This is a genomic window from Xenorhabdus siamensis (assembly GCF_037996745.1).
Taxonomy (GTDB): domain Bacteria; phylum Pseudomonadota; class Gammaproteobacteria; order Enterobacterales; family Enterobacteriaceae; genus Xenorhabdus; species Xenorhabdus indica.
In genome coordinates this window covers 216,549-240,979 of sequence record NZ_JBBMXE010000012.1, presented here as the reverse complement: position 1 = coordinate 240,979, position 24,431 = coordinate 216,549, and the positions used below count along the sequence as shown (strand labels likewise).

Annotated in this window: 13 protein-coding genes, 2 tRNA genes, 4 rRNA genes and 2 pseudogenes; 17 read left to right on the top strand and 4 right to left on the bottom strand. The window is 45.6% G+C overall.

Annotated features, from left to right (window positions below):
• Window positions 1-38 precede the first annotated feature (38 nt).
• Window positions 39-2,675: a phosphoenolpyruvate carboxylase gene (gene ppc / locus AAC852_RS13355; protein WP_340621431.1), complete on the top strand. Its 2,637-nt coding sequence runs from the start codon at window positions 39-41 to the stop codon at window positions 2,673-2,675.
• A 147-nt stretch (window positions 2,676-2,822) separates the two neighbouring features.
• Here the strand turns inward: ppc and metF are convergent.
• Window positions 2,823-3,709: pseudogene (gene metF, locus AAC852_RS13350) on the bottom strand (methylenetetrahydrofolate reductase).
• 341 nt (window positions 3,710-4,050) lie between these two features.
• Here metF and AAC852_RS13345 point away from each other — a divergent pair.
• Window positions 4,051-4,860, top strand: a complete 810-nt coding sequence (locus tag AAC852_RS13345) for a DUF3800 domain-containing protein (RefSeq protein ID WP_340621430.1) — start codon at window positions 4,051-4,053, stop codon at window positions 4,858-4,860.
• Window positions 4,861-5,007: 147 nt separating this feature from the next.
• Here AAC852_RS13345 and argE read toward each other — a convergent pair whose 3' ends face one another.
• On the bottom strand, window positions 5,008-6,165 hold the full coding sequence (gene argE / locus AAC852_RS13340; RefSeq protein WP_340621429.1) for an acetylornithine deacetylase: 1,158 nt from the start codon (window positions 6,163-6,165) through the stop codon (window positions 5,008-5,010).
• A 129-nt stretch (window positions 6,166-6,294) separates the two neighbouring features.
• Between argE and argC the strand changes: the two genes are divergently transcribed.
• From argC to oxyR, 5 genes are all read left to right on the top strand, one after another.
• A complete protein-coding gene (gene argC, locus AAC852_RS13335) occupies window positions 6,295-7,299 on the top strand; it encodes an N-acetyl-gamma-glutamyl-phosphate reductase (RefSeq protein WP_340621428.1) in 1,005 nt (334 codons plus the stop codon).
• Window positions 7,300-7,338: 39 nt separating this feature from the next.
• Window positions 7,339-8,112 (top strand): acetylglutamate kinase, encoded by a 774-nt coding sequence (argB, locus tag AAC852_RS13330; RefSeq protein WP_340621427.1) that lies wholly within the window; start codon window positions 7,339-7,341, stop codon window positions 8,110-8,112.
• A gap of 64 nt (window positions 8,113-8,176) precedes the next feature.
• Window positions 8,177-9,403 carry an argininosuccinate synthase gene (locus AAC852_RS13325; RefSeq protein ID WP_340621426.1) on the top strand — a complete coding sequence of 409 codons (1,227 nt, stop codon included), beginning with the start codon at window positions 8,177-8,179 and terminating at the stop codon, window positions 9,401-9,403.
• Between the two features lie 34 nt (window positions 9,404-9,437).
• Complete coding sequence (gene argH / locus AAC852_RS13320; RefSeq protein ID WP_340621425.1) at window positions 9,438-10,817, top strand: argininosuccinate lyase; 1,380 nt, start codon at window positions 9,438-9,440, stop codon at window positions 10,815-10,817.
• 187 nt (window positions 10,818-11,004) lie between these two features.
• Window positions 11,005-11,922, top strand: a complete 918-nt coding sequence (oxyR, locus tag AAC852_RS13315; RefSeq protein WP_340621424.1) for a DNA-binding transcriptional regulator OxyR — start codon at window positions 11,005-11,007, stop codon at window positions 11,920-11,922.
• On the opposite strand, the gene sthA is transcribed toward oxyR, so the two are convergent.
• Entirely contained in the window at window positions 11,914-13,311 is a 1,398-nt protein-coding gene (gene sthA, locus AAC852_RS13310) for a Si-specific NAD(P)(+) transhydrogenase (protein ID WP_340621423.1), read from the bottom strand. The genes oxyR and sthA overlap by 9 nt on opposite strands.
• A 209-nt stretch (window positions 13,312-13,520) precedes the next feature.
• Here sthA and fabR point away from each other — a divergent pair.
• Together fabR and AAC852_RS13300 are read left to right on the top strand one after the other, a co-directional pair.
• Window positions 13,521-14,244, top strand: a pseudogene (fabR, locus tag AAC852_RS13305) (HTH-type transcriptional repressor FabR).
• Window positions 14,245-14,268: 24 nt separating this feature from the next.
• Complete coding sequence (locus AAC852_RS13300) at window positions 14,269-14,643, top strand: YijD family membrane protein (protein WP_340621422.1); 375 nt, start codon at window positions 14,269-14,271, stop codon at window positions 14,641-14,643.
• A gap of 112 nt (window positions 14,644-14,755) precedes the next feature.
• Here the strand turns inward: AAC852_RS13300 and trmA are convergent, their stop codons facing one another.
• Entirely contained in the window at window positions 14,756-15,856 is a 1,101-nt protein-coding gene (gene trmA / locus AAC852_RS13295; protein ID WP_340621421.1) for a tRNA (uridine(54)-C5)-methyltransferase TrmA, read from the bottom strand.
• A 186-nt stretch (window positions 15,857-16,042) separates the two neighbouring features.
• Here trmA and btuB point away from each other — a divergent pair, with 186 nt between their 5' ends.
• The 8 genes from btuB to rrf (AAC852_RS13255) all read left to right on the top strand — a co-directional run bounded on the left by btuB (window position 16,043) and on the right by rrf (AAC852_RS13255) (window position 24,328).
• On the top strand, window positions 16,043-17,857 hold the full coding sequence (btuB, locus tag AAC852_RS13290) for a TonB-dependent vitamin B12 receptor BtuB (protein ID WP_340621420.1): 1,815 nt from the start codon (window positions 16,043-16,045) through the stop codon (window positions 17,855-17,857).
• Window positions 17,802-18,665, top strand: coding sequence for a glutamate racemase (gene murI, locus AAC852_RS13285; RefSeq protein ID WP_340621419.1), 864 nt, complete (start codon window positions 17,802-17,804; stop codon window positions 18,663-18,665). Before btuB ends, murI begins: the two co-directional genes overlap by 56 nt.
• A 364-nt stretch (window positions 18,666-19,029) precedes the next feature.
• Window positions 19,030-20,572 (top strand): 16S ribosomal RNA (locus AAC852_RS13280).
• 80 nt (window positions 20,573-20,652) lie between these two features.
• Window positions 20,653-20,728, top strand: a tRNA-Glu gene (locus AAC852_RS13275).
• Window positions 20,729-20,919: 191 nt separating this feature from the next.
• Window positions 20,920-23,824: ribosomal RNA gene (locus AAC852_RS13270) — 23S ribosomal RNA — on the top strand.
• Window positions 23,825-23,935: 111 nt separating this feature from the next.
• Window positions 23,936-24,051 (top strand): 5S ribosomal RNA (gene rrf, locus AAC852_RS13265).
• Window positions 24,052-24,102: 51 nt separating this feature from the next.
• Window positions 24,103-24,178 (top strand) — tRNA-Thr (locus AAC852_RS13260).
• 34 nt (window positions 24,179-24,212) lie between these two features.
• A 5S ribosomal RNA gene (gene rrf, locus AAC852_RS13255) occupies window positions 24,213-24,328 on the top strand.
• The 16S, 23S and 5S rRNA genes sit together here with 2 tRNA genes alongside, the layout of an rRNA operon.
• Window positions 24,329-24,431: the final 103 nt, after the last annotated feature.

The following is a 24,431-nucleotide window of genomic DNA, read 5'->3' as shown; positions in this document are numbered from 1 at the left end:
ACAAAACACGCATACAGCAACACAAGGTCAGGAATCACATGAATCAGCAATATTCGGCAATGCGCAGTAATGTCAGTATGCTTGGTAAGATACTGGGCGACACGATCAAAGAGGTTCAGGGAAAAGATATTCTTGATAAAGTTGAAACAATAAGGAAGTTATCTAAATCCTCTCGTGCTGGAAATGAAGCTAATCGCCAGCAACTTTTATCAACACTACAGAATTTATCTAATGATGAATTGCTGCCCGTTGCCAGAGCGTTTAATCAGTTCCTTAATCTGGCCAACGTTGCTGAACAATATCACAGTATTTCGCCACATGGTGAAGCTGCCAGCAATCCTGTGGCATTGGCTGCACTATTTGATCGACTGAAAAGTAAAAATTTTCATAATGATGATCTGGTTAAGGCAGTTAATGAGCTTTCCATTGAGCTGGTGCTGACAGCACATCCAACCGAAATTGCCCGCCGTACTCTGATCCATAAACTGGTTGAAGTGAATACATGTTTGGCGCAGCTCGATCATGATGATTTAGCCGATTATGAGCGTAATAATATTACGCGTCGTTTACGTCAGCTTATTGCTCAGTCATGGCATACCGATGAAATCCGCAAAATTCGGCCTACACCGATTGATGAAGCCAAATGGGGTTTTGCGGTGGTGGAAAATAGCTTGTGGGAAGGCGTTCCTGCATTTTTGCGTGAATTTAATGAGCAAGTAGAAGAATCTATTGGTTACCGTCTGCCAGCAGAAGCTGCTCCTGTCCGTTTTACTTCTTGGATGGGGGGAGATCGGGATGGAAATCCTAATGTTACAGCAGAAATCACCCGCCATGTGTTGTTGCTCAGTCGCTGGAAAGCGGCGGATCTGTTCTTGAAAGATATTCAGATTTTGGTATCAGAGCTTTCCATGTCGAAATGTACGCCAGAACTGCGTCAGATAGCAGGAGGCGATGATGTTATAGAGCCTTACCGTGAAATTGCTAAGCAGTTGCGGGCACAATTAAATAGTACACTGGTATATCTGGAAAAACGCCTGAAAGGTGAGCAAGTTATTCCCCCCGCGGATTTATTGTTGCATAACGAGCAATTGTGGCAACCACTCTATGCTTGTTATCAATCGTTGAAAGCCTGTGGTATGGAAATTATCGCTAACGGCCAATTATTGGATACTTTGCGCCGTATTCGTTGTTTCGGCCTGTCATTGGTGCGTATTGATATCCGGCAGGAAAGTACCCGTCATACAGATGCCATTGCAGAACTGACCCAATATCTGGAAATGGGGAATTATGCGAGCTGGTCAGAAACAGAAAAACAGGCATTTTTATTGCGTGAACTGAACTCCAAACGCCCGTTGATCCCCCATGATTGGCAACCAAGTGCCGAGACGCAAGAAGTTTTAGAAACTTGTAAAGTGATTGCAGAAACACCACAAGATGCGATTGCGGCATATGTCATTTCCATGGCAAAAATGCCTTCAGACGTACTGGCAGTGAAGTTATTGCTGAAAGCAGCAGGCTGCCCGTTATTATTACCTGTTGCGCCATTGTTCGAAACCCTTGATGACTTGAATAATGCAGAACGGGTGATCCAGCAATTGCTCCATATCGAATGGTATCGTGAACTGATTCAGGATAAGCAAATGGTCATGATTGGCTATTCTGACTCAGCAAAAGATGCGGGAGTCATGGCTGCATCTTGGGCTCAATACCGGGCTCAGGATGCGCTTATCAGATTGTGTGAAAAAGAGGGAGTGAAGCTAACACTGTTTCACGGACGGGGAGGCACCATTGGTCGTGGTGGCGCTCCGGCGCATTCGGCATTACTTTCTCAACCACCAGGAAGCCTGAAAGGAGGATTGCGTGTAACGGAACAGGGCGAAATGATCCGCTTTAAGTTTGGCTTACCGCAAGTGACAATCAGCAGCCTGGCGATGTACGCCAGTGCTATTCTGGAAGCCAACTTACTGCCGCCACCGGAACCCAAAGCTGAATGGAAACACGTCATGGATACACTCTCTGATGTTTCCTGCGACATGTACCGTGATTACGTTCGTGAACAGCCGGAGTTTGTGCCTTATTTCCGCTCGGCGACACCTGAGCCGGAACTGGCGAAATTACCGTTAGGTTCGCGTCCTGCTAAACGTCGTCCTACAGGCGGTGTTGAAAGCCTGCGGGCAATCCCGTGGATCTTCGCGTGGACACAAAACCGTCTGATGCTTCCGGCATGGTTGGGAGCAGGTGCAGCACTGCAACACGTAATAGATGTGGGAAAACAGGATATTTTGTCAGAAATGTCCCGTGATTGGCCTTTCTTCACTACTCGTATTGCCATGTTGGAGATGGTTTTTGCCAAAGCAGACTTATGGCTAGCGGAATATTATGATCAACGTTTGGTTGATAAGAAACTGTGGTCATTGGGGATTAAACTTCGCAATCAACTTGTAGCGGACATAGAAACGGTTCTGACGATCTCACAGGATGAGCAGTTGATGGCAGATTTGCCGTGGATAGCCGAATCTATCGCATTACGTAATGTGTATACCGATCCATTGAACGTCCTACAGGCAGAATTATTACAACGCTCCCGTCAGCAGGAACAACCCGATCCTCGTGTGGAACAGGCGCTGATGGTAACAATAGCAGGCGTTGCGGCAGGAATGCGTAACACCGGTTAGCTTTTTGTTTGCTTGATAATTAAAGGCCGAATGGGAAACTGTTCGGCTTTTATTATCGGTGGATATGGTGATGAGTTATCAAACTGGGTGGGGGGTATATAACCACGCCGAACTACTATCTAGTCCGGCTTTTTTTAAGGATAAAAATCAACAAGGACGAACACCTAATGTATGGCAAATAGCGTAACTCAGTTCCGCGCGATTCAGTGTATAAAAATGAAAATCCTTCACTCCTTCACGACTCAGAATTTTCACCATATCCATCGCAATAGATGCGCCAACTAAATTGCGGCTTTCAGGGTCATCATCCAAGCCCTCGAACATTCTGGTCATCCAGCTTGGGATGCGAACATTCGTGATGGCGGCAAATCGCTGTAACTGACGGAAATTCGAGACAGGCAAAATCCCCGGCACAATTTCCACATCAATCCCTGTCGATACACAGCGATCACGAAAACGCAAATAACTTTCCACATCAAAAAAGAATTGGGTAATAGCGCGATTTGCTCCCGCATCAATTTTTCTTTTCAGGTTAATAAGGTCAGACTGTGCGCTTTTTGCCTCTGGATGCACTTCCGGATAAGCCGCGACGGAAATATCAAAATCTGCCTCTTTCTTTAAGAGCTCTACTAAATCAGTGCCATACATTTCTGGTTTGCAGCTACCATTGGGTAAATCGCCACGCAAAGCCACAATATGACGAATACCGTTTTTCCAGTAATCGCGAGCGATATCACGTAATTCTTCACGGCTGGCATCAATGCAAGTTAAGTGCGGAGCGGCATCAAGACCCGTTTTGTCCTTGATTCCTTTGATAATGCTATGAGTACGGTTACGTTCGCCAGAATTGGCGCCGTAAGTCACGGAAACAAAATTAGGTTTCAGTTTGCTCAGTCGGTCAATGGATTTCCACAGAGTTTGTTCCATTTCAGTGGTTCTGGGGGAAAGAATTCAAAGGAAACACGGATCTGGCCTTCAAGTTCAGCCAGATTCTGATTTAGTGCCTCTTGATGATTTGCATGAAAAAAACTCATATCCTGCGCCCTCCTGAACAAACGGAACCTATATCCGCCTATGTTTAGATGTTTAAGTGTTTATATGTCTATCCATTTAGATGTCCAAATAGAATGAGCGAAGCAGGATTTTTAGTCAATTAGGAAATGGCTTATTTCCGATGAGGAATATTCAAAGTGATCAGGAAAGAAATTCATGTTAGGGGATTGAATGAAAAACAATCTCTGGTGTATTGAGTGTTATTTATACTAATATATAACGCTATAGTAAATGGGAATAAATTTTATTTCCAGGAGGTGATTTATGATGTTTTGTCTTGGCTGAGAAGTAGTTAAAAGAAAGTTAAAGCAAGGAAAAAAGTATGGATAGTACTGAGAATCAATTAGTTATTAAAAAAGAATTAACTATAGATGGGCAAAGAAGCTTTAGCGATTTTGTCGTATACGTTGATGAAAGTGGTGATCATGGTCTAATACAGCTTGATAAAGATTATCCTGTCTTCGTTTTAGCTTTTTGTATTTTTTACAAAGAACATTATCTTTCAAAAGTAGTGCCAGAGTTACAACGACTTAAATTTGACTATTTTGGTCATGATCTTGTAATCCTCCATAAGCATGAAATCCGTAAAGAAAAAGGAGATTTTACTATTTTTAGGACACGTGAAGCAAAGAATCACTTTCTAAAACGACTCAATATAATAATCAATGAAAGTAATTTCATATTGTCGGCATGTGTAATTGAAAAGCACAAAATGAACATTAACAAAGATGAGGTTCAGAACCCATATCATATCGCATTACGTTATTGTTTAGAGACATTATATGATTTTGTAGCAGAAAAAGGTCAGCAGGAACGAGAAACTCACGTTATTGTGGAACAGCGAGGTTCCAAAGAAGATAAAGAACTTGAACTAGAATTTCTTCGAATTTGTAATGGAGAAAATAAGTATCACAGGAATTTGCCTTTTAAGATTAGAATGGCAGCAAAAACAAGTAATTCTTCTGGTTTACAACTTGCTGATCTGGTTGCTAGACCTATTGGTAGACATATTTTGAAACCAGAGCAGGCTAATCAAGCATTTGCTATATTGGAGAAGAAATTTTTTTGTGAAGGAGGGAGAAACAAGGTGGGGGAGGGTTATCAGCAGTGGGGATTAAAAGTTTTTCCTTAGTTCCAAATAGCGAAAAACCCCGATGTACTCACCGAGGTTATAACGCCGACCGGGCACTCCCAATCCATTTATGGTAACAATTGTTGCCACTTTTTGATGTAAAGTCAAGTAAGCTACTTGATAGAAAAGGTTGTTGATTTACCACCTTTAATCCGCGTTCAAACAAAAATGCTCCACAATCTGAGAAATCAATTTTTTCGTCGGTTCAATCATCGATACGTCTAAATATTCATCAGGCTGATGAGCCTGTTTAATTGAGCCCGGTCCCAAAACCAATGTTGGGCATAATTCTTGAATAAAAGGGGCTTCGGTACAGTAATTGACAGTTTCTGCTTTTGTTCCCAACAGTTTTTCGATGACATCCACCAGCTTGTGATTAGTCGGACACTCATAACCCGGAATGGGAGGATGAAGCGCTGTAACATTTAGGCGTCCCGGCCAGCGTTGTTTGACAGGCTCCAGTACCTCATTGAGTGCTTCATTTAAATCCTGCAAAGTGAGTCCGGGGAGCGGGCGGATATCCATATGCAGTTCGCAACAGGCACAGATACGGTTTACCGCATCTCCACCGTGGATATGACCAAAATTCATCGTGGGATAGGGAATAGCGAAAGCCGGATTGTGGTAACGTTCTTGCAATGTATTGCGTAATTTCATCAACTGAGTGATGGATTCGTGCATCAAGTCAATGGCATTGACGCCTTGGGCAGGATCGCTGGAGTGTCCGGATTTACCTTCAATGCGGATAGCGTGGGCAACATGCCCTTTGTGGGCGCGGATAGGTTGTAATGACGTAGGTTCGCCAATGATGGCAAAATCAGGCCGGAGAGTAGAATTGGCCGCAAAATAGCGAGCTCCCGCCATTGATGTTTCCTCATCTGCGGTAGCCAGAATATAAAGAGGAGAAGACAGTTTGCTGGTATCGATATTCCGCAATGCATCAATAATAAAGGCAAAGAAGCCTTTCATATCAGCAGTGCCCAGTCCATATAATTTTCCGTCACGTTCGATCAGTGTGAATGGATCTTGAGTCCAGCGCCCGTCGTCAAATGGTACGGTATCTGTATGACCACATAATAGTAAACCTCTGGAACCGCTTCCCAACGTTGCTAGCATATTGAATTTACGGTGGGTTTCCGGAACAGGTTGGATCTCAATTTCAAAACCAATCTCTTTCAGCCAACCAGCCAGTAGATTGATAACCACTTCATTGCTTTGATCCAATTCCTCATCTACTGCACTGATAGAAGGTGCAGCAATAAGCTGGTGATATAACTCAATAAATGTTGGTAATTTAATATTCACTGTTGACAGCCCTTATTCAAGATAGTATCAATATTAATGCAATATTATTGAATATAAATTCAATTGTATATTTGGGTTACTACATTGGGTTAATACATACATCGGGTTAATACAAGGTGAATAAATCCCATGCTTAATACGCTGATAGTTGGTGCCAGTGGTTATACCGGAGCAGAGTTAGCAGCATATCTGCAACGACATCCTCATGTCCATCTTTCCGGTCTGATGGTTTCTTCTCAAAGTACTGATGCAGGGAAATGTTTTTCAGAGCTTTATCCACAATATAAAGGGTTTCTGGATTTGCCCTTACAGCCAATGGTGGATGTTGCCGAAGCTGCGGATGGTATTGATGTCGTTTTTCTTGCTACGGCTCATGAAGTCAGCCATGACATTGCACCGATGTTTTTGCAGGCGGGTTGTATCGTATTTGATTTATCTGGTGCTTATCGCGTACAAAATACGCACTTTTATTCAAAATACTATGGATTTGAGCATAAAAATACAAACTGGCTTGAGCAGGCGGTATATGGATTGGTGGAATGGCAGGCGGAAGCAATCAAGACTGCCCGGCTTATCGCGGTTCCAGGCTGTTATCCCACGGTTTCACAGCTTTCGCTGAAACCTTTGTTGGAAGAAGGTTTGCTGGATACAGAACAGTGGCCTGTGATTAATGCTGTCAGTGGTGTAAGTGGTGCTGGGCGTAAGGCTTCATTGAATAACAGTTTCTGTGAAGTTAGTTTGCAGCCTTATGGGGTTTTTAATCACCGTCATCAACCTGAAATCGCGGCACATTTAGGTACAGAGGTAATCTTCACACCCCATTTAGGCAATTTTGCGCGGGGGATCCTTGCCACAATTGCCTGTAAGCTGAAATCAGGCGTGACAGAGCAACAAATCTGGCAGGCATATCGGCAGGCTTATCACAATAAGCCACTGATCCGGTTATATGAAAAAGGCCTCCCTGCGTTGAAGGCCGTTGTCGGATTGCCATTCTGTGATATTGGTTTTGCTGTACAAGGGCAGCATCTGATCATTGTCGGGGCTGAGGACAATTTGCTGAAAGGTGCAGCAGCACAGGCTGTTCAGTGTATGAATATCCGGTTCGGATTCGAAGAAACTCAAGCATTGCTTTAATTCAACAATCTCATTTTATACCGACAGAGGATAAATCTGATGGAGCCGTTAGTTATCAAGTTGGGTGGTGTGTTATTAGATAGTCACGAAGCGCTGGTGCGGTTATTTTCTACATTACAGTCATATCGAAAAACGCATAAGCGCCCACTGGTAATTGTACACGGAGGGGGTTGCTTGGTTGATGACCTGATGCAGAAATTACAGCTACCGATTATGAAGAAACAAGGTCTGCGTGTAACGCCAGCAGATCAGATCGACATTATTACTGGAACACTGGCAGGTACAGCCAATAAAACTTTGCTTGCCTGGGCGACAAAGTACCGTTTGCCTGCCGTTGGTTTGTGTTTAGGGGATGGCGGTGTTGTGAAAGTTTCTCAGCTTGATGAGGAGCTTGGTCACACTGGCAAGGCTTATCCCGGTAATCCGGATTTACTGAAACTTTTACTGGATCTCGGTTATATCCCCATTATCAGTTCTATTGGTATTACTGAAAATGGCGAGTTAATGAATGTCAATGCAGATCAGGCTGCTACAGCTATTGCGCAGGTGTTGCATGCAGATCTGGTTTTATTGTCGGATGTCAGTGGCATTCTGGATGGAAAGGGTCAAAGAATTGCTGAAGTGACGGAAGGAAAAATAAAGCAGCTTATTGAGCAAGGAGTCATTACCGACGGCATGATTGTGAAAGTTCATGCAGCATTGGAAGCCGCAAAAACATTAGGGCACCCGGTAGATATTGCGAGTTGGCGTTATGCTGACCAACTGATTGCGCTATTTAATGGTATACCCGTTGGCACTCGTATTCTGGCATAACAAGATAGAACAGATTTGGTTTAGCGTTTAGCTGAGATGAATAAAAAAGTAAAAGGCTATCTCTATGACAATTACCTCAACGAAAAGCAGTATTAAAAAAATTGTTCTGGCATATTCTGGCGGTTTGGATACCTCTGCCATCATTCCATGGTTAAAAGAAAACTATGGCAATTGTGAAGTTATCGCATTTGTTGCGGATGTTGGTCAGAGTCGTGAAGACTTGGATGGTATAGAACAAAAAGCGTTACTTTCTGGCGCTTCAGAATGTCATATCGTCGATCTACGTGAAGAATTTATCAAGGATTATGTTTATCCGGTGCTGAAAACGGGGGCATTGTACGAAGGCAGTTATTTGCTCGGTACTTCAATGGCACGTCCTATCATTGCTAAAGCACAAGTTGAATTAGCACTGAAAGTGGGAGCTGATGCTCTTGCTCATGGTGCAACAGGTAAAGGTAATGATCAGGTTCGTTTTGAGAGTACTTATACCGCGTTGGCTCCACACCTGAAAGTAGTTGCCCCATGGCGGGAATGGGATTTGCGTTCCCGTGAAGCTTTACTGGATTATCTAAAAGTTCGTGATATTCCCACAACCGCAACGCTGGAAAAAATCTACAGTCGTGATGAAAACGCATGGCATATTTCGACCGAAGGTGGCGTATTGGAAAGCACGTGGAATGCGGCCAATAAAGATTGTTGGGCATGGACTGTGGATCCAGAAGATGCACCTGATGAACCGGAATATGTTTCTGTCACTGTTGAAAAAGGGGAAGTGGTTGGAGTAAATGGTAAGGCATTGTCGCCATATCAATGCCTTAATGAGTTGAATACACTGGGGGCAAAATACGGTATCGGCCGGATCGATATTGTGGAAAACCGTTTGGTGGGAATGAAATCCCGTGGTTGCTACGAAACTCCGGGAGGAACCATCATGATGGCTGCACTGCGTGGAATTGAACAGCTAGTGCTGGATCGCGATAGTTTCAAATGGCGCCAGCAATTGGGGCTTGAGATGTCTTATGTTGTCTATGATGGTCGTTGGTTTGTACCATTGCGCCAGTCTATTCAGGCTGCGGCGGAAACACTTGCTGAGAATGTCAGTGGTGAAGTGATCTTGAAACTGTATAAAGGACAGGTAACAGCAATACAGAAACAATCGTCTCATAGCCTCTATTCTGAAGAGTTCGCCACTTTCGGAGAAGATGAAGTTTATGATCATAGGCATGCGGAAGGATTTATTCGCCTCCATTCGCTTTCTTCCCGTATCCGTGCGTTGAACAGTAAAAAATAATTTCCGGGCAATCAAAGAAAAGAGGTACGCAATTATGGCACTTTGGGGTGGGCGTTTCAGTCAGGAAGCCGATCAGCGGTTCAAGCAATTTAATGATTCTCTGCGTTTTGACTATCGCTTGGCGGAGCAGGATATTATCGGCTCTGTTGCGTGGTCAAAGGCGTTGGTTACAGTCGGTGTTTTGACGCCAGAAGAACAACAAAAGCTGAATGCGGCGCTAAATGAGTTACTGGATGAAGTACGAGCCAACCCCAAGGCTATTTTGCAAAGTGATGCGGAGGATATTCATAGCTGGGTGGAAGGGCAACTAATTGCAAAAGTGGGGGATCTGGGCAAAAAACTGCATACAGGACGCAGCCGTAACGATCAGGTTGCTACAGATCTGAAACTATGGTGCAAGGATCAGATAGCGGATATTCATCAAGCGCTTCTAGAGTTACAACAAGCACTGGTGATTACCGCTGAAAATAATCAGGATGCAGTCATGCCGGGTTATACCCATTTGCAACGGGCGCAACCAGTTACTTTCGCACATTGGTGTCTTGCTTATGCAGAAATGCTTAGTCGTGATGAGACTCGTTTGCAAGATACTCTGAAACGGTTGGATGTCAGCCCATTGGGATGTGGTGCGCTGGCAGGAACGGCGTACGATATTGATCGGGAACAATTGGCGTCATGGCTTGGTTTTGCTTCTGCAACCCGTAATAGTTTGGATAGTGTTTCAGACCGTGACCATGTTCTGGAACTGCTATCCGATGCCAGTATCAGCATGATCCATCTTTCACGTTTTGCTGAAGACCTGATTTTCTTCAACAGTGGAGAAGCTGGCTTTATAGAATTATCGGATCGGGTAACTTCTGGCTCATCCCTGATGCCCCAAAAGAAAAATCCTGATGCCCTGGAATTGATCCGTGGTAAATGTGGTCGGGTACAAGGTGCATTAACAAGTATGATGATGACGCTGAAAGGTCTTCCCCTTGCTTATAACAAAGACATGCAGGAAGACAAAGAGGGCCTGTTTGATGCATTAGATACATGGCGGGATTGCCTGCATATGGCAGTGTTAGTATTGGATGGTATCCAGATAAAGCGTGATCGCTGCAAGGAAGCTGCACAACAGGGCTATGCCAATGCTACTGAACTGGCAGATTATCTGGTGGCAAAAGGTGTTCCGTTTCGTGAAGCGCATCACATTGTTGGTGAGGCAGTGATTGTTGCGATAAAGAAAGGTAAGGCGTTAGAAGAACTGTCATTATCTGAACTGCAACAATTTAGTGAAACTATTTCGACAGATGTATATGACATTTTATCGTTACAGTCTTGTCTGGATAAACGTCTGGCAAAAGGTGGCGTAGCACAGAAACAGGTGAAATTGGCTATTGCTGAGGCGAAGCAGAGGTTACATATCAATTAATTTTCTCTGACTGAACAGCCTGTTTATTATGACAGGCTGGTTTGCCACTCTGTTGTAATAACTTTTGTTTTTTTAATTTTTCAATAAAAAACACCAGAGTTCACAAGCATTTGATAGTTCTATTACCTCGTGCATATAATGTCTTACTAAACAATTCTATCATTGATATAAGACAATGAGGTTGGGAATGAATATCCGCGATCTGGAATATCTTGTGGCTCTTGCTGAGTGTCGGCATTTCCGGCGAGCCGCTGATTCTTGCCATGTTAGTCAACCAACACTCAGTGGACAGATACGTAAACTGGAAGATGAATTGGGTGTGATGCTGCTGGAACGCACAAGCCGTAAGGTCCTGTTTACACAACAAGGAATGTTGCTGGTGGAGCAAGCCAAGACGGTATTACGGGAAGTAAAAGTCTTACAGGAAATGGCTGCCCTACAAGGTGAAAGCATGTCCGGGCCACTGCATATCGGTCTTATTCCTACAATCGGCCCTTATCTTCTGCCACTGATTATTCCTGAGTTGCATAAATTGTTTCCCAAACTGGAAATGTATCTGCATGAAGCTCAAACTCAGAATTTGTTGGCACAACTTGATAGTGGAAAACTTGACTGTGCTATTTTGGCTTCGTTGAGAGAAACAGAAGCATTCATCGAATTGCCCCTTTTTGAGGAATCAATGAAACTTGCAGTCTATGAAGAGCACAAATGGGCGAACCGGACTGAGATCAAAATGGGAGATCTTGCAGGGGAAAAATTATTGATGCTGGAAGATGGTCACTGCCTGCGTGACCAAGCAATGGGGTTTTGCTTTCAGGCTGGAGCTAAAGAAGATACTCATTTCAGGGCAACCAGTTTGGAAACCTTGCGTAATATGGTTGCGGCGGGGAGTGGCATCACTTTATTACCGGCTCTGTCTGTTCCTAAAGAGAGAAAACGGGATGGTATTTGTTATCTGGAATGCCATAAACCCGTGCCAGAGCGTTCTATCATTTTGGTTTATCGTCCCGGCTCACCTCTGCGTGGTCGCTATGAGCAATTGGCAGAGGCGATTCGTGTCAGAATGGGAAATTATTTTGGAGTCAACGGAACAGCATCAAAATAATCGATTTAGCCCGTTGAGAGCGGCAACACGGTATGCTTCAGCCATAGTGGGATAGTTGAAGGTAGTATTAACGAAATATTCGATATTATTGCCTTCACCTTTTTGTTCCATAATTGCTTGACCAATATGAATAATCTCTGCGGCCCTTTCGCCAAAACAGTGAATACCTAGTATCTGTTTTGTCTCGCGGTGGAATAGTATCTTGATACTCCCTACATTCATTCCTGCAATCTGCGCTCTGGCCAAGTGTTTGAATTGGGCTCGTCCGACTTCATATGGAATTTTCATCGCCGTCAATTGCTGCTCAGTTTTACCCACCGAACTAATTTCCGGTATGGTGTAGATGCCTGTTGGGATATCTTCCACCAGATGCATTTCAGCATCTCCGGTCATGATGGCTTTTGCTGCAATGCGTCCTTGATCGTAGGCAGCGGAAGCGAGACTTGGGTAACCAATCACGTCACCAACCGCATAAATATTTTCATTGCTGGTTTGGTAGACTCGGTTCACTTTCAATAAACCACGGTTATCTGTTTTCAGCCCGACATTTTCCAATCCGAGTTTGTCTGTATTACCTGTTCGGCCATTGGCGTACAGTAAACAGTCTGCTTTAACTTTTTTGCCTGATTTCAGATGGATAATCACGCCATCATCAAGGCCTTCGATTTTTTCATATTCTTCATTATGACGGATGACAATACCGCTATTCCAGAAATGGTAAGACAAAGCGTCAGACATCTCTTGATCGAGAAATGACAGCAGATAATCACGGGTGTTGATCAAATCTACCTTAACGCCTAATCCACGGAAGATAGAAGCATATTCACAGCCAATCACTCCTGCACCATAAATAATAACGTGGCGCGGTTCATGTTCCAGTTGCAGAATAGTATCGCTGTTATAAATACGAGAGTGAGTAAAATCGACATCGGGTGGGCAGTAAGGTCGGGAACCTGTGGCAATAATTATTTTGTCTGCGCTTAGTATGTCAACACTATCATCGGCATAACGTACACTGACATGGTGTTCATCAATGAAAGTTGCTTCACCAGCAAACATCCGGCACCGATTGCGTTCATAAAACCCTTGCCGCATTTTAGTCTGCTGATTAATGACAACTTCTGCATGACGTAAAATTTCTGAAAATGAGGAGCGGAGAATGCGGGAATTATCACTATAGAGGGGGTTTTGATTAAATTCGATAATACGACTGACAGCATGACGTAAGGCTTTTGATGGGATAGTGCCCCAATGGGTACAGCCACCGCCGATATTATTGTAACGTTCTATAACTGCAACGTTTTTTCTTTGTTTTGCCAACCCCATTGCTGCCCCTTCTCCACCGGGTCCGGAGCCAATTACAATGGCATCAAAATGAGTATATTGCATAGAGGAAAGACCTGTTTTTACACAAAATAACAACTCTATATTAACATTGCTTGGCATAATAACCTAATGAGCATATGGCTTTTGTTTTCTGAATAAGGAATAAGACAGGGAAATATGGGTTAATATCTTTAAGAGAACAATCACAGCAAATACAGCAGAATCTGATATATTTGCTCCATAATATAGTCGAGTGATATATCAGGATTGTTGTGAATAATGTAACTGGTGTCAGAGCGAAACAGAAAGAGAAAACCCGTCGTTCCCTGATTGAGGCTGCATTTAGCCAATTAAGTGCTGAGCGTAGTTTCACCAGTCTGAGTTTGCGGGAAGTGGCGCGAGGCAGGGATTGCACCGACTTCATTTTACCGTCATTTTCGTGATGTAGATGAGTTAGGGCTTACCATGGTGGATGAAAGCGGTTTAATGCTGCGCCAGCTAATGCGCCAGGCACGTCAGCGTATCGAAAAGGGGGGGAGTGTCATCCGTACCTCTGTTTCAACCTTTATGGAGTTCATTGGTAATAATCCTAACGCCTTCCGGTTATTACTGCGTGAACGCTCTGGAACATCAGCTGAGTTTCGTGCTGCTGTCGCACGGGAAATCCAACATTTTATTGCAGAGCTGGCAGACTATCTTGAACAGGCCAGTCATATGCCGCGTCATTTTACCGAAATACAAGCAGAAGCGATGGTAACAATTGTGTTCAGTGCTGGTGCAGAAGCGCTGGATATTGATGAAAAGAAAAGACGTCGTCTCGAAGAACGTTTGGTATTACAACTCCGTATGATTTCCAAAGGCGCTTTTTATTGGTATCGGCGAGAACAAGAAAAAACGGCTAATTCAAAAAACACTGCCCTAAAAGCCGCTGCTTCTAAAACAACTGTCTCTAAAGCAACTATCTCTAAAACAACAGCAGCCCCTAAAACCTCTTAAATAATCTGAAAGGAGAAGAATACGATGGAACAATACCGCCAAGATAAAAGCACAATGTTGCTGGCGCTTATCGTTGGACTGGCAACACACGGAACTTTCTCGGCATTTTTTAATTCACTGGTGCCTTTTTCAATCTTCCCGATTATCTCATTGGCCTTATCTCTGTATTGTCTCCATCAACGTTATTTGAACTACCCAATGGCAGAAGGATTACCAAAACTGGCTATTGGCTGTTTCTTCCTGGGGATTCTTGCTTATAACGCAATCATTCGGGTTAAGCACCCGGAAATTGGCTCTAATTTCTTATCTGTTGTGATTGGAACGGCATTGGTATTTTGGATTTACAGAAAGGTGAAGGGACGCAAACAGCAGGCTATGCTTTCAGAAAAGCAAAACTAATGACCTTTTGATAATGATTTTATGAAAACGCCATAAGGATTGATGATGGCGTTTTCTGCTTTCTGCTCTGGAAAGATTCAGTAACGTGAAAGGAGTGTTATAAGCGAACTGATTAATCGCATTTTTCTAGTAATACACCACATTCCATATGGTGGGTATATGGGAACTGATCAAAAAGCGCCAGCTTGCTGACTTTATGAGTTTGTGTCAACGTTTCTAAATTCTGGCAGAGCGTTTCTGGGTTACAGGAAATATACAGAATACGTGGATATCCCTGTACCATTTTGACAGTTTCTTTATCCAAGCCGCTGCGAGGCGGATCTACAAAAATAGTTTCACATTGGTAACTTTTCAGGTTAATTCCCTGAAGACGGTTGAACTCCCGTTCTCCATTCATTGCCTGAGTAAATTCTTCCGCTGACATACGGATAATCTGTACATTATCAATCTGATTCGCTTTGATATTAAATTGCGCAGCAGCAACAGACGGTTTGGCAATTTCTGTTGCCAGCACGCGCTCAAAATTTTGAGCTAAGGCCAGAGAAAAGTTGCCGTTACCACAATAGAGTTCAAGCAGATCGCCTTTGGCATCTTTGGTAATATTTATCGCCCATTCCAGCATATGAATATTGATACTGGAATTTGGCTGAGTGAAACTATTTTCAACCTGACGATAAATCATTGTTTTACCCGCAACGGGTAACTCTTCATCTATATAATCATGATCGAGTGTAATCTTGGTTTTTGATGCTCGACCAATAAGCTGAACATCAAAGCCTTTTGCCTTTAACTGATTGCGTAAAGAGATTGCATATTCGCGCCATTCATCCCCCAATTTTTTGTGGTAAAGCAGGGAAACAATGATTTTGTTGCTACGGGTAGAAAGATAGTCCACTTGAAACAATTTATGACGCAATACTGGGTTGTTTTTTACGCCAGCAATAATTGCCTGCATCATGCTATTAATTAGTTGGTTGGCAACTGGAAATTGATCAACACGGATACGTTGTTTCGTCTGTTGATCAAACATAATGTGATAGAGATCGTCTTCCTCATGCCAGATACGGAATTCTGCTCGCATCCTGTAGTGAGATGCGGGGGAACGGAAAACTTCAGGCTCAGGTGCACTAAAGGGGGCCATCATTCCTTTCAGGCGATGGGCTTTCTCCATCAATTGATTCTCATAATCTTCCGTTGGCAAGACATTCTGCATTATCTGGTTCTCGTATGATCACGTTAAGAAAAATTTCCGAGCGGCATTGTAGGGAAAGTACAAAGGATGTCCAGTTTTCTGGTTCATCAATTCTCTTTTTTGATGGAGAGGCATTCTGGACACACTATTACCTTCATCGTAGCATGACTCTTAATAGCTAGACTCACGACAAGATTCCATTCTCTCATGACAAATAAGAAACATATTTTTTTACCAACTGCTTCGGTAGTGATGCTTTCTTGTTGGAGTAATTTCTCCGTTGCTAATAATCAAGAACCGTTGGTGGTAACAGCAAACCGCTTTAAACAACCTATTTCTTCTGTTTTAGCTCCGATGACCGTAGTGACACGTGAAGAAATCGAACAATGGCAATCTAATAGCTTGGTTGATGTACTACGTCGTTTGCCGAGTATTGATATTGCACGAAATGGTGGGCTCGGACAGCATGCTTCTTTGTTTGTTCGTGGTACAGAATCTCGCCATACCTTAGTACTGGTAGATGGTATCCGATTAAATCAGGCAGGCATCACGGGCGCTGCGGATTTTAGTCAGATCCCAATTTCAATGGTGCAAAGAATCGAATATATCCGTGGTGCGCGTTCTGCGGTATATGGCTCTGATGCTATCGGTGGTGTTATCAATATTATCACCAGCCGGGAGCAGCAGGGGACGGCATTGAATGCTGGGATCGGTTCATATGGATACCAAAATTACAATGGTGCGACACAACAAAAACTTGGTAGAAATACTTTCCTAAATGCCGCGGCAGGATATACCTATACCAGAGGATTTGATGTTGTAGCAGGTACTGGAACTAATGAGCCGGATCGCGATGGGTTCATGAGCAAAATGTTATGGTTGGCACTTGATCATAAGTTTAATGACCAGTTCAACGGGTTCATACGTACCTACGGCTACAATAATAGAACAAATTATGATGGAGCCTTTACTGATACCCGAAAATTATTCAGCCGAAGTTATGAAGCCGGAGTTCAGTTCAATCAGGGAATTTACTCATCTCAATTCATAGCCAGTTATAGTCACGTTAAAGATTACAATTTTAAGCATAAGATTTATCAGGGAAACACTACGTTAAGTGATTCCGAACAATACAATGTCCAATGGGGAAATGTATGGCAGATTGGTCATGGCGCAATTAGTGGTGGTGTGGACTGGAAAAGAGAATCTGTCGCGGCAGGCTCTAACAATATCCCGGTACAAAAAGACGTTGATAATACCGGAGCATATTTAACTGCTCAGCAAAAAATTCATGACTTCATTTTAGAAGGCGCTGTACGCTCAGATCGCCATTCTGAATATGATTGGAACACAACTTGGCAAACCGGAGCAGGTTGGGAATTCATTGATGGTTATCGTTTTACCGCCTCCTATGGAACCGCGTTTAAGGCACCGACGCTTGGACAATTATATGGTTGGGGAGCAAACCCAAATTTGAATCCAGAGAAAAGTAAACAACGAGAAGTAGGTATTGAGGGAATAACAGGATCGCTTAATTGGCGTTTATCTATTTATAAGAATAACATTGAACAATTGATAGATTTCTCCAACAACCGTTACTTGAACATAGGACGGGCAAAAATCAAAGGTGTTGAGTGGACAGGAACTATGGATACCGACATTTTCCAGCACCAACTGACATTACAATATGTTAATCCACGTGATGGCAATAATCAGCAATTAACCCGCAGAGCTAAACAGCAAGTGAAATATCAATTAGATTGGGAAGTCTTCGATATCGATTGGGGAATAACTTATCAATATATTGGGTCGCGTTATGATCAAGACTTTAATATGTTTCCTCCGAAGAGATTGAAATTAGGCGGTGTTAGTTTATGGGACATCAACATGTCTTATCCAATCACTAACCGCCTAACAATACGTGCTAGAATAGCTAATCTGTTTGATAAAAATTATGAGACAGCTTATGGCTATCGCACTCCAGGACGAGAATACTCCCTCACCGGCAGCTACAACTTCTAATTTGCATACAACTGGCCGCCCAACCATTCTGATTTTTGATTCCGGTGTGGGTGGGTTATCTGTATATCAAGAGATTCGACAATTGCTGCCGGATCTCCACTATATATATGCTTTCGATAATGAAGCCTTTCCTTATGGAGAGAAAACTGCGGAAGTGATCATTGAGCGAGTTGTTAAAGTTGTCGATGAAATCCAGAAAAGGCATCTTTTAGCCGTTGTAGTGATCGCCTGTAATACAGCCAGTACGGTCAGTCTGCCGATACTGCGTGAACGTTTTTCCTTTCCCGTTGTAGGAGTTGTACCTGCGATCAAGCCTGCGGCGAAACTAACTTGTAACCACGTAGTGGGATTATTGGCAACTCGGGCTACTGTTAATCGTGGTTATACAAAAGAACTTATTGCACGATTTGCTACGGATTGTCAGGTTCATGCCATAGGCTCCGCTGAATTGGTGGAGTTGGCTGAAAGAAAGTTACATAATGAAACTATTTCGCTGGAAGAAGTGAAAAAAACATTAAAACCGTGGCTGAGAATGAAAGAACCACCAGATACCGTTATCTTGGGGTGTACTCATTTCCCCTTACTTGCAGAAGAGCTGTCACAAGTTCTACCCGAGGGAACAAGATTGATTGACTCAGGTGCGGCTATTGCACGTAGAACAGTGTGGTTGATTAAAAATCGAGAAAATTTATCTTCAACAATAGAAAATAACTTAGCTTACTGCACCAAAATAGATCCTAATAGCGAATCTTTGCGGCCGATTTTACATGGTTATGGCTTCATAACGCTGGAAAAACTACCAACCTAAGTTAAATTTGGTGTAATAACCAGCAGTCGATAAAATTTTTCAAAAAAACGCTTGTCAGCGCCGGAAAACCCCCTATAATGCGCCACCACTGACCGACGCAGAGCCGAAACAAGGCGCGGAGGACAGTGAGAGAAAAGCGAAAATAAACGCTTGACTCCGGAGGCGAAACGCGTAAGATACGCTGCTTCGCAACCCGAACGCAGGTTCGGTTGCCCATGCTCTTTAACAAATTAATCAGACAATCTGTGTGGGCACTCGCAAGACACCGTCGAAAGCCGAAAGGCAAAAAGATTAAGTCTTGAAGAGTGACTGAACAGTTAATTCATTACGAACTAACAGTTTAATTCTTTGAGCAGCAAACTTTGAATTGAAGAGTTTGATCATGGCTCAGATTGAACGCTGGCGGCAGGCCTAACACATGCAAGTCGGGCGGCAGCGGGGGAAAGCGTGCTTTCCTGCCGGCGAGCGGCGGACGGGTGAGTAATGTCTGGGGATCTGCCCGATGGAGGGGGATAACCACTGGAAACGGTGGCTAATACCGCATAACCTCTGGGGAGTAAAGTGGGGGACCTTCGGGCCTCACGCCATCGGATGAACCCAGATGGGATTAGCTAGTAGGTGAGGTAAGGGCTCACCTAGGCGACGATCCCTAGCTGGTCTGAGAGGATGACCAGCCACACTGGGACTGAGACACGGCCCAGACTCCTACGGGAGGCAGCAGTGGGGAATATTGCACAATGGGCGGCAGCCTGATGCAGCCATGCCGCGTGTATGAAGAAGGCCTTCGGGTTGTAAAGTACTTTCAGCGGGGAGGAAGGCGTAAAGTTGAATACACTTTGCGATTGACGTTACCCGCAGAAGAAGCACCGGCTAACTCCGTGCCAGCAGCCGCGGTAATACGGAGGGTGCAAGCGTTAATCGGAATTACTGGGCGTAAAGCGCACGCAGGCGGTCCATTAAGTTAGATGTGAAATCCCCGGGCTTAACCTGGGAACGGCATCTAAGACTGGTGGGCTAGAGTCTCGTAGAGGGGGGTAGAATTCCACGTGTAGCGGTGAAATGCGTAGAGATGTGGAGGAATACCGGTGGCGAAGGCGGCCCCCTGGACGAAGACTGACGCTCAGGTGCGAAAGCGTGGGGAGCAAACAGGATTAGATACCCTGGTAGTCCACGCCGTAAACGATGTCGATTTGGAGGCTGTGCCCCTGAGGTGTGGCTTCCGGAGCTAACGCGTTAAATCGACCGCCTGGGGAGTACGGTCGCAAGATTAAAACTCAAATGAATTGACGGGGGCCCGCACAAGCGGTGGAGCATGTGGTTTAATTCGATGCAACGCGAAGAACCTTACCTACTCTTGACATCCAGCGAAGCCTTTGGAGACAGAGGCGTGCCTTCGGGAGCGCTGAGACAGGTGCTGCATGGCTGTCGTCAGCTCGTGTTGTGAAATGTTGGGTTAAGTCCCGCAACGAGCGCAACCCTTATCCTTTGTTGCCAGCACGTTAGGGTGGGAACTCAAGGGAGACTGCCGGTGATAAACCGGAGGAAGGTGGGGATGACGTCAAGTCATCATGGCCCTGACGAGTAGGGCTACACACGTGCTACAATGGCGGATACAAAGAGAAGCGACCTCGCGAGAGCAAGCGGACCTCATAAAGTCTGTCGTAGTCCGGATTGGAGTCTGCAACTCGACTCCATGAAGTCGGAATCGCTAGTAATCGTAGATCAGCATGCTACGGTGAATACGTTCCCGGGCCTTGTACACACCGCCCGTCACACCATGGGAGTGGGTGGCAAAAGAAGTCGGTAGCTTAACCTGCGGGAGGGCGCTGACCACTTTGTGATTCATGACTGGGGTGAAGTCGTAACAAGGTAACCGTAGGGGAACCTGCGGTTGGATCACCTCCTTAACCTATGAGGGTGAACTGTGAGTGTTCACACAGATTGTCTGATGAATGTAAGACGAGCAGCGTCTGCGAAGCGACTTGAAGTCCCCTTCGTCTAGAGGCCTAGGACACCGCCCTTTCACGGCGGTAACAGGGGTTCGAATCCCCTAGGGGACGCCACTTTGCTCAGGCGCCGGGTGAAAAGCGGCGCCAGCAACGGTATTGTTAAGCGGGCTTGAAAGCCGGTTTAGCAATACCAGCTCTTTAACAATCTGGAACAAGCTGAAAATTTGAAACACTCAGTAGATGTCAAATGACAACTATTGAGGAGTCTCTCAAAACTCCAGTCCGAAGACTTCTTCGGGTTGTGAGGTTAAGCGACTAAGCGTACACGGTGGATGCCTAGGCAGTCAGAGGCGATGAAGGGCGTGCTAATCTGCGATAAGCGCCGGTAAGGTGATAGGAACCGCAATAACCGGCGATACCCGAATGGGGCAACCCAGTGCAATCCGTTGCACTATCCTGGCCTGAATTCATAGGGGCAGGAGGCGAACCGGGGGAACTGAAACATCTCAGTACCCCGAGGAAAAGAAATCAACCGAGATTCCCCCAGTAGCGGCGAGCGAACGGGGAGGAGCCCAGAACCTGCATCAGTCTGTGTGTCAGTGGAAGCGTCTGGAAAGGCGCACAGTAAAGGGTGACAGTCCCGTACACGAAGAGACACAGGCTGGGAGTTCGACGAGTAGGGCGGGACACGTGGTATCCTGTCTGAACAGGGGGGGACCATCCTCCAAGGCTAAATACTCCTGACTGACCGATAGTGAACCAGTACCGTGAGGGAAAGGCGAAAAGAACCCCGGCGAGGGGAGTGAAAGAGAACCTGAAACCGTGTACGTACAAGCAGTGGGAGCACCTTCGGGTGTGACTGCGTACCTTTTGTATAATGGGTCAGCGACTTATATTCTGTAGCAAGGTTAACCGTTTAGGGGAGCCGCAGGGAAACCGAGTCTTAACTGGGCGCGAAGTTGCAGGGTATAGACCCGAAACCCGGTGATCTAGCCATGGGCAGGTTGAAGGTTGGGTAACACTAACTGGAGGACCGAACCGACTAATGTTGAAAAATTAGCGGATGACTTGTGGCTGGGGGTGAAAGGCCAATCAAACCGGGAGATAGCTGGTTCTCCCCGAAAGCTATTTAGGTAGCGCCTCGTGAACTCATCTCCGGGGGTAGAGCACTGTTTCGGCTAGGGGGTCATCCCGACTTACCAACCCGATGCAAACTGCGAATACCGGAGAATGTTATCACGGGAGACACACGGCGGGTGCTAACGTCCGTCGTGAAGAGGGAAACAACCCAGACCGCCAGCTAAGGTCCCCAAGTCCTGGTTAAGTGGGAAACGAAGTGGGAAGGCTCAGACAGCCAGGATGTTGGCTTAGAAGCAGCCATCATTTAAAGAAAGCGTAATAGCTCACTGGTCGAGTCGGCCTGCGCGGAAGATGTAACGGGGCTAAACCAGGCACCGAAGCTGCGGCAGCGACATATTAATGTTGCTGGGTAGGGGAGCGTTCTGTAAGCCGCTGAAGGTGAACCGTGAGGTTTGCTGGAGGTATCAGAAGTGCGAATGCTGACATAAGTAACGATAAAGCGGGTGAAAAACCCGCTCGCCGGAAGACCAAGGGTTCCTGTCCAACGTTAATCGGGGCAGGGTGAGTCGACCCCTAAGGCGAGGCTGAACAGCGTAGTCGATGGGCAACAGGTTAATATTCCTGTACTCGGTGTTACTGCGAAGGGGGGACGGAGAAGGCTATGTCATCCGGGCGACGGTCGTCCCGGTTTAAGCGTGTAGGTGGGATAACCTGGCAAATCCGGTTATCTGTAACACTGAGGCGTGATGACGAGGCACTACGGTGCTGAAGTGACAGATGCCCGGCTTCCAGGAAAAGCCTCTAAGCATCAGGTAACAGTGAATCGTACCCCAAACCGACACAGGTGGTCAGGTAGAGAATACTCAGGCGCTTGAGAGAACTCGGGTGAAGGAACTAGGCAAAATGGTGCCGTAACTTCGGGAGAAGGCACGCTGGCATTAGGTGAAGGGACAGGCGCCCGGAGCCAAAGCCAGCCGCAGATACCAGCTGGCTGCAACTGTTTAATAAAAACACAGCACTGTGCAAACACGAAAGTGGACGTATACGGTGTGACGCCTGCCCGGTGCTGGAAGGTTAATTGATGGGGTTATCCGTAAGGAGACGCTCTTGATCGAAGCCCCAGTAAACGGCGGCCGTAACTATAACGGTCCTAAGGTAGCGAAATTCCTTGTCGGGTAAGTTCCGACCTGCACGAATGGCGTAATGATGGCCAGGCTGTCTCCACCCGAGACTCAGTGAAATTGAACTCGCTGTGAAGATGCAGTGTACCCGCGGCAAGACGGAAAGACCCCGTGAACCTTTACTATAGCTTGACACTGAACATGGAGCCTTGATGTGTAGGATAGGTGGGAGGCAGTGAAGTGTGGACGCCAGTCTGCACGGAGCCATCCTTGAAATACCACCCTTGAATGTTTGATGTTCTAACGCCGGCCCGTTATCCGGGTTGCGGACAGTGTCTGGTGGGTAGTTTGACTGGGGCGGTCTCCTCCCAAAGCGTAACGGAGGAGCACGAAGGTCAGCTAATCACGGTCGGACATCGTGAGGTTAGTGCAAAGGCATAAGCTGGCTTGACTGCGAGCGTGACGGCGCGAGCAGGTACGAAAGTAGGTCTTAGTGATCCGGTGGTTCTGTATGGAAGGGCCATCGCTCAACGGATAAAAGGTACTCCGGGGATAACAGGCTGATACCGCCCAAGAGTTCATATCGACGGCGGTGTTTGGCACCTCGATGTCGGCTCATCACATCCTGGGGCTGAAGTAGGTCCCAAGGGTATGGCTGTTCGCCATTTAAAGTGGTACGCGAGCTGGGTTTAGAACGTCGTGAGACAGTTCGGTCCCTATCTGCCGTGGGCGCTGGAAGATTGAAAGGGGCTGCTCCTAGTACGAGAGGACCGGAGTGGACGCACCACTGGTGTCCGGGTTGTCATGCCAATGGCACTGCCCGGTAGCTAAGTGCGGAAGAGATAACCGCTGAAAGCATCTAAGCGGGAAACTTGCCTTGAGATGAGTCTTCCCTTATCCCCTGAGGATACTGAAGGGCCGTCCGAGACCAGGACGTGGATAGGCTGGGTGTGTAAGCGTTGCGAGACGTTGAGCTAACCAGTACTAATGTACCGTGCGGCTTAACCTGACAACACCGAAGGGGTTTTGCGGGTTTTGAGAGAGAAGAAAGCGCAGGTTTCAGATAAAAGAGCGCCCTGAAACGGGGCGTCAGCTTGTTCGGGATTGAACACAGGATTTGTCTGGCGGCAATAGCGCGGTGGTCCCACCTGACCCCATGCCGAACTCAGCAGTGAAACGCCGTTGCGCCGATGGTAGTGTGGGGTCTCCCCATGCGAGAGTAGGGCACTGCCAGACATCAATTTAAAGATGTTGCCAAAATGGCAATACTTTCTATTTTAGCATATCGCTGATATGGCTCAGTTGGTAGAGCACACCCTTGGTAAGGGTGAGGTCCCCAGTTCGAATCTGGGTATCAGCACCATGAATAATGTGTTCGGCAAATAAAACAGAATTTGCTTGGCAGCAATAGCGCGGCGGTCCCACCTGACCCCATGCCGAACTCAGTAGTGAAACGCCGTAGCGCCGATGGTAGTGTGGGGTCTCCCCATGTGAGAGTAGGGAACTGCCAAGCTTTAATATTTAGTCAAAAGGCCACTCAATTTGAGTGGCCTTTTGCATTTCTGGTTATTTTCTCTTTTCTATATCTTATATAGTATAGTAGGTCAATCACTACT